The sequence below is a fragment of the Methylobacterium sp. 88A genome (assembly GCF_000376345.1).
Classification (GTDB): Bacteria; Pseudomonadota; Alphaproteobacteria; order Rhizobiales; family Beijerinckiaceae; genus Methylobacterium; species Methylobacterium bullatum.
This window is the reverse complement of record NZ_AQVT01000001.1, coordinates 705,001-710,000: the sequence shown is the minus strand read 5'-3', so window position 1 is coordinate 710,000 and position 5,000 is coordinate 705,001. Positions and strand designations below refer to the sequence as shown.

The following is a 5,000-nucleotide window of genomic DNA, read 5'->3' as shown; positions in this document are numbered from 1 at the left end:
GGGTCGGGATCGTCGGCGTAGCGGTTCTCGAAATAATCCGGCGGCATCGTCTGCGAGTGACGCGTCATGGGACATCTCCGGAGTCGCGCCAGAGATCACCGGCGGACCCGGTCTCACCAAGGACATAATGCGCGGCGGATGTCAGCGCGAAATCCGGCGCCGGCTGTCGCAAATAGGTAGCGAGATCGCGTGAGGCCCGTTCGAGGGGGTGATCGCGCAGGAAGCCCTGCAACCCCACGGAGCGTTGAGCAAGCTGCAGCACCGACAGCCCTGCGGCCTCGACGGCGGTTCGCGCCAGGTGGACGTAAGCCACGATTCGCTCAGGGCGGAGGTCGTCCTCGAATACGATGCGCGCGGCGCGCTCCACCCAGAGGCGGGCGCTCTCGGTAGCGACGAGCCCCTCCCCCAGCCGGGCCGATTGATGCGGATCGTGACCTCGCCCGGTCCGGCGCAGATGGTCGCGCCAGATATCGAGCACGGCCTCGATCCCCCCGAGCTGGACGGCGGCAAAACGCCAGGCGCCGCCGAAGAAATACGGCTGCCTGGAATAGGAATCCGCCTCGCCGAGCAGACCGTCCTGTGCGATCTCGAGCCCGGTGAGATCCACCTTTCCCGTCGCCGAGGCGCGCATTCCGTGGGCCCGCCAAGCGGAGAGATCGGCCCGCGTGCCGGATGCGAGCTCGGCCACCACCATGAAGGCGCGGTCGCCGGGGATCGTGCGGGCGGTGACCAGGGGACGGGTGACGAAGCCCGCGCCGGATGCGAGGATCTTGCCTGCCCTCAGACGATAGCCACCGGGCTGCTCGACGAGCTTCAACCCGTCATCCGCGGGCTCGGTGTTCCAGACACCGAAGAGATGCCCCCCTCGCGCATCGGCGAAAAGACGGGTGCGCTGGGAGGCGTCGCCATATCGGGCAACCAGTTGAAGGGCGTTGACATGGCCCTCGTAGAGTCGACCGAGCGCCAGGCTTCCGCTCCCGATGATACGCAGCACATCGCAGAGATCCGAGGCGCCCGGCTCCTCACCTAGGCCGGCGCCTTGCTCGTCCCGCGGTATCGGCGCGGCGAGCAGGCCGAGCGTACGCAGATGCTCGATATCCGCGGCCGGGAACCCGCCATCATGGTCATGTTCGGCCGCCCGCGCGGCGGCGGCCCGTGCGACCACCCTCGCGGCATCGACAATGCTGTGGGCGACCCGTATCGGCTGGTCCACGCTGTTCATCCTCTCCGTGCGGCCGTCGCGCCTCGATACCGACCATTCATGACATGGGACCAAGAGGCCGGACAGATTTCGGCCTGCACTCGATCGTACGACACCCCAACGCGAACATCCGTCGTTTGTCCGCCTCCTCCTCGTCGCACGTGGCGGGATCCGAGTTCCGGTACGAAAAGATCAGAATCGATCGATCGAAAAGGAGAATAGACGCGCGCAGGTTCTTGCCTTCGGTCATCGAGGAAGCAGTGAGTTGTCTCGACAACCAGCGAAACCTTGGGCCGGTTCAACTCCATGCGGCCAAATCGTGTATTCCTGTCGCGACGCTCGATCTGCCGCGCAAAAATGCGGCCTTATCCACATCTCCGGGATAGGCAGCGGGCCTGAGATCGGGCAGCGTCGCGATGGCTCCGCATTCGCCTCGTGTAGACCCACGAGACGATACCGGGTCGATGCGGTTCCACGAACGATTGTCCAGGATCGATGCCCATGGCGCGAAAGCGCGCTCAGCCCACCGTCGATATCCTGAGGGACGTCGTCGCCCGTCTCGGGCTTCCGCCACGGTCGGTGGACATCGAGGCACTGCGGCTTCACCTCGATCTTCCGGAATTCGGTGGCTATGTCGAGGATGCGCGGGTCGGCAAAGCGCTGCGGCGCATGAAGGCGCAAAGCGCGTTCGCGAGGACAGGCGCCGCGGCGGTGAGCAAGAGCGTGCCCGGGCTCAAGGTCACGGTCGCCGAGAACGATACCCTCCTGTGGCGAGTGCGCGTGCTGCTGCCGCTTCTCGATGGCAACCGTCTGGATGTGCGGGTCGAGATTCCCCTGGAGGGCGTCGCGGCCGAGATCGTCGCCGGCATGGCGGAGCGCAACGACCCGACCTGGCGCATCGAGACGTTGCGACCCGCCGTGGCCGAGATCACCGCACGGACCGGACAGACGCTCCACGCCTCCATCGAACGCCTCAGGGACGCGATCACCGGGGATCTGCGCGAGGTCGGCGCCGACGCCGTCACCTATATCGATCACATGGACCGTTCCCTCCGCTCGCGGGTGTTCCATGCCGGGCCGAATCTCGGCCGTTCCATGAGCGACACCCTGGCCCCGGTGCGCAAGCGCGCCAAGGTCGTCGCGCGAGAGGATTCCCGCCTGCGCCGCCTGCGCGATCAGGTCGGGTTCGGTGCTTACATCGAGAAATTTACGGTCGCCCGGCGCCTCGGCCGTCGCATCATCTTCCATATGGGGCCGACCAATTCGGGCAAGACCTACGCGGCCCTGCAGTTACTCGCAGCGGCCCCGACGGGGACTTATCTCGCGCCGCTGCGGCTCCTCGCCCTCGAGAATTACGAGGGGCTCGCCGAGCGGGGCCTCAAGGCCGGGATGGTGACCGGCGAGGAAGTCCTCGGCGAAGACAAGCCGACCCACACATCGCGGACCATCGAGACCGCGGATCTGATCCGGCCCGTCGATGTCGCCGTGATCGATGAGATCCAGATGCTCTCCGATCCTGACCGCGGCTGGGCCTGGACCAACGCCCTCTTCGGTATTCCGGCCAAGACCGTCGTCGTCTGCGGGTCCGACGATGCGCTCGCCGCCGTCCGGCGCGCGGCGGAGGCAGCCAACGAATCGCTCGAAGTCATCACCTTCGTTCGCAAGACGCCCCTCGTCCTTCTGGACAAGCCCGTCCCCCTCGAGGACGTCGAGCCAGGGGACGCGGTCGTCGCCTTCTCGCGGCGCGCGGTGCATGAGAATCGCGAGATCCTGGTCGCCGCCGGTCACAGCGTGGCGACGATCTACGGCGCCCTGTCTCCCGAAGTTAGGCGAGCGGAAGCCGCACGGTTCCGCACCGGCGAGGCCACCGTATTGGTCACCACGGATGCGATCGGCATGGGTCTCAACCTCGGGCCCCTGAAGCGCATCGTCTTCTCCGCGACCCGCAAATGGGATGGGGTCGGCGAGCGTGCCTTGACGAATTCCGAGATTCGTCAGATCGCCGGGCGTGCCGGGCGCTTCGGCCATCAGGATGTCGGTTACGTCGCCGCCACCGACGCCATCGGCATCGAACCGATCCGCGCCGCGCTCGCCGGAGCGCCGACGGCACCGGCCGCCGATACGCGATTCTTCGTGCGGCCCGATCTGATCGCGATCCGCTCCGTCGCGGAGGAGATGCGCACGGCGAGCCTGCGAGAGGTCATGACGCATTTCGCGCGGTCCACCTTCTATGCCGGGTCGCCGTTCCAGCCCTCCGCCCTCGACGAAATCCTCGATGTCGCGAAGGTCATCGACCGCGCTGCCTTGCCGATCGAGGAAAAGTTCGCCTTCTCGGTCTGCCCGGTCAATCGTCGCGATGAGATCGCCATCGCCATGCTGGAACGCTGGGCGCAGGCTCGGGCCACGCGCACGACCGTTCCGGCGTTGCGTGCCAATCTCAGCGGGGAACTCGATTATCAGGAACGGACGGTGCGGCTCGCGAGTGCTTATCTCTGGCTGTCGCGCCGCTTCCCCGAAACCTTCGACGACGACGAGCAGATCCGTGCCATGCGCGGCCGGGCCAACGCCGTCATCGAGAAACATCTACGAGAGACGGCGACGCGCAAGGCCGAACGTCGGCGGTCGCGGCCGGGAGTGCGATGACTCGTCTGACTTACGCCATCGGCGACATACACGGATGCGCCGATGCCCTCGAGCGACTCCTGGCGGAGATCGCCCGTCATTGCGGTGGTCGCGAACACCGTCTTGTTTTTCTGGGCGACTACATCGATCGCGGACCGGACAGTGCCGGTGTGCTTCGGCTTCTTCAGAATCTCAACCGGACAGAAGGCGAGAGAGCCACGTTTCTCATGGGCAATCACGAGCGGATGTTGCTCGATGCCTATGAAAAGCCCTTCGGCGTCACCGCCTGGCTGGAGAATGGCGGTCGAAGCACGCTGGCGTCATTCGGCATCCGCGATCCGGAGGAGCTGCCGCGGGATGCGCTCAACTGGATGTCGGGCCTCGACACGGTCCATGAGGATGAGCGGCGCTATTACGTCCATGCCGGGTTTCGCCCCGGAAGGCCCGGTATCGACCCGGACGTTGAGGCCAGGCTCTGGATCCGAAAGCCGTTCCTCACCGAGGATTTCGATTTCGGCAAGCACGTCGTCCACGGCCACACCCCGCAAAAGACCGGCAGGCCGGACGTTCATCCCTTCCGAACGAACGTCGACACGGCCTGTGTCTTTGGATGCCTCCTCACCGCAGCCGTGTTCACTCCTGAAGCCGGCCCCACCGTCGAGTTCCTGCAGGTTGGCATGTGAACCGGAGAATTCGATGACCGCCTCCGTTCGGAACGACCGTTGGGGAGAGTGAAAGTATTTTTGGCGAGTAGACCGCCAAATCCATGGTGCTGCCATCCAGCAGAGTATGGGCGATTGGTTTCGGTGATGAGATCCGTGATCGGACTTATCCGCACAAGGCGGCCGTGACCTCGCGCGCTCATAGCGGTTTGGGGTATGATCAGCCTTGGCGGATTTCGAAAAGATGGCGTTTACCTGCTCTTTCGATGAGGCTCATCCTATGCATCCGGTGAAGACCACAGCGCTTTCGGGCTTTGCATACGAGGTTTGTGAAGATGGACATCGACGAGGAGAAAATCGACGCCGCTGTTCTAGCGCTCCTGCGGTTGACGCTTCACGATGAGCGTCGTGCCTGGAAGGGCTTCGACTGGAACGCGATGGAACGCCTTCACCGGAAGGGGATGATCTCCGACCCGGCGAGCAAGGCGAAGTCGGTCGTGCTGACCGACGAAGGG

The 5,000-nt window shown here is 65.1% G+C and carries 5 protein-coding genes (2 of these 5 only partly in view); 3 read left to right on the top strand and 2 right to left on the bottom strand.

Translation table 11 applies throughout. The annotated features are described in order from the left end of the window. Positions 1-68, bottom strand: the beginning of a protein-coding gene (locus tag A3OM_RS0103235) for an SAM-dependent methyltransferase (protein ID WP_018042292.1). The gene continues 520 nt to the left of window position 1, outside the view; 68 of the gene's 588 nt are visible here — the first part of the coding sequence; the start codon lies at positions 66-68; its stop codon lies off the left edge, out of view. Next, on the bottom strand, positions 65-1,222 hold the full coding sequence (locus A3OM_RS0103230) for an acyl-CoA dehydrogenase family protein (protein ID WP_018042291.1): 1,158 nt from the start codon (positions 1,220-1,222) through the stop codon (positions 65-67). The genes A3OM_RS0103235 and A3OM_RS0103230 overlap by 4 nt, the downstream gene beginning before the upstream one ends. Before the next feature lie 480 nt (positions 1,223-1,702). Here A3OM_RS0103230 and A3OM_RS0103225 point away from each other — a divergent pair, with 480 nt between their 5' ends. The 3 genes from A3OM_RS0103225 to A3OM_RS0103215 all read left to right on the top strand — a co-directional run. Continuing rightward, positions 1,703-3,844, top strand: coding sequence for a helicase-related protein (locus tag A3OM_RS0103225; RefSeq protein WP_018042290.1), 2,142 nt, complete (start codon positions 1,703-1,705; stop codon positions 3,842-3,844). Continuing rightward, positions 3,841-4,506 (top strand): metallophosphoesterase family protein, encoded by a 666-nt coding sequence (locus tag A3OM_RS0103220; protein ID WP_018042289.1) that lies wholly within the window; start codon positions 3,841-3,843, stop codon positions 4,504-4,506. Before A3OM_RS0103225 ends, A3OM_RS0103220 begins: the two co-directional genes overlap by 4 nt. 314 nt (positions 4,507-4,820) lie before the next feature. After that, a protein-coding gene (locus A3OM_RS0103215) for a DUF6429 family protein (protein WP_018042288.1) crosses the window boundary here: on the top strand, positions 4,821-5,000 show its 5' portion. Its footprint extends 51 nt past the window's final position; the window shows 180 of its 231 coding nt (coding positions 1-180); the start codon lies at positions 4,821-4,823; the stop codon falls past the right edge of the window.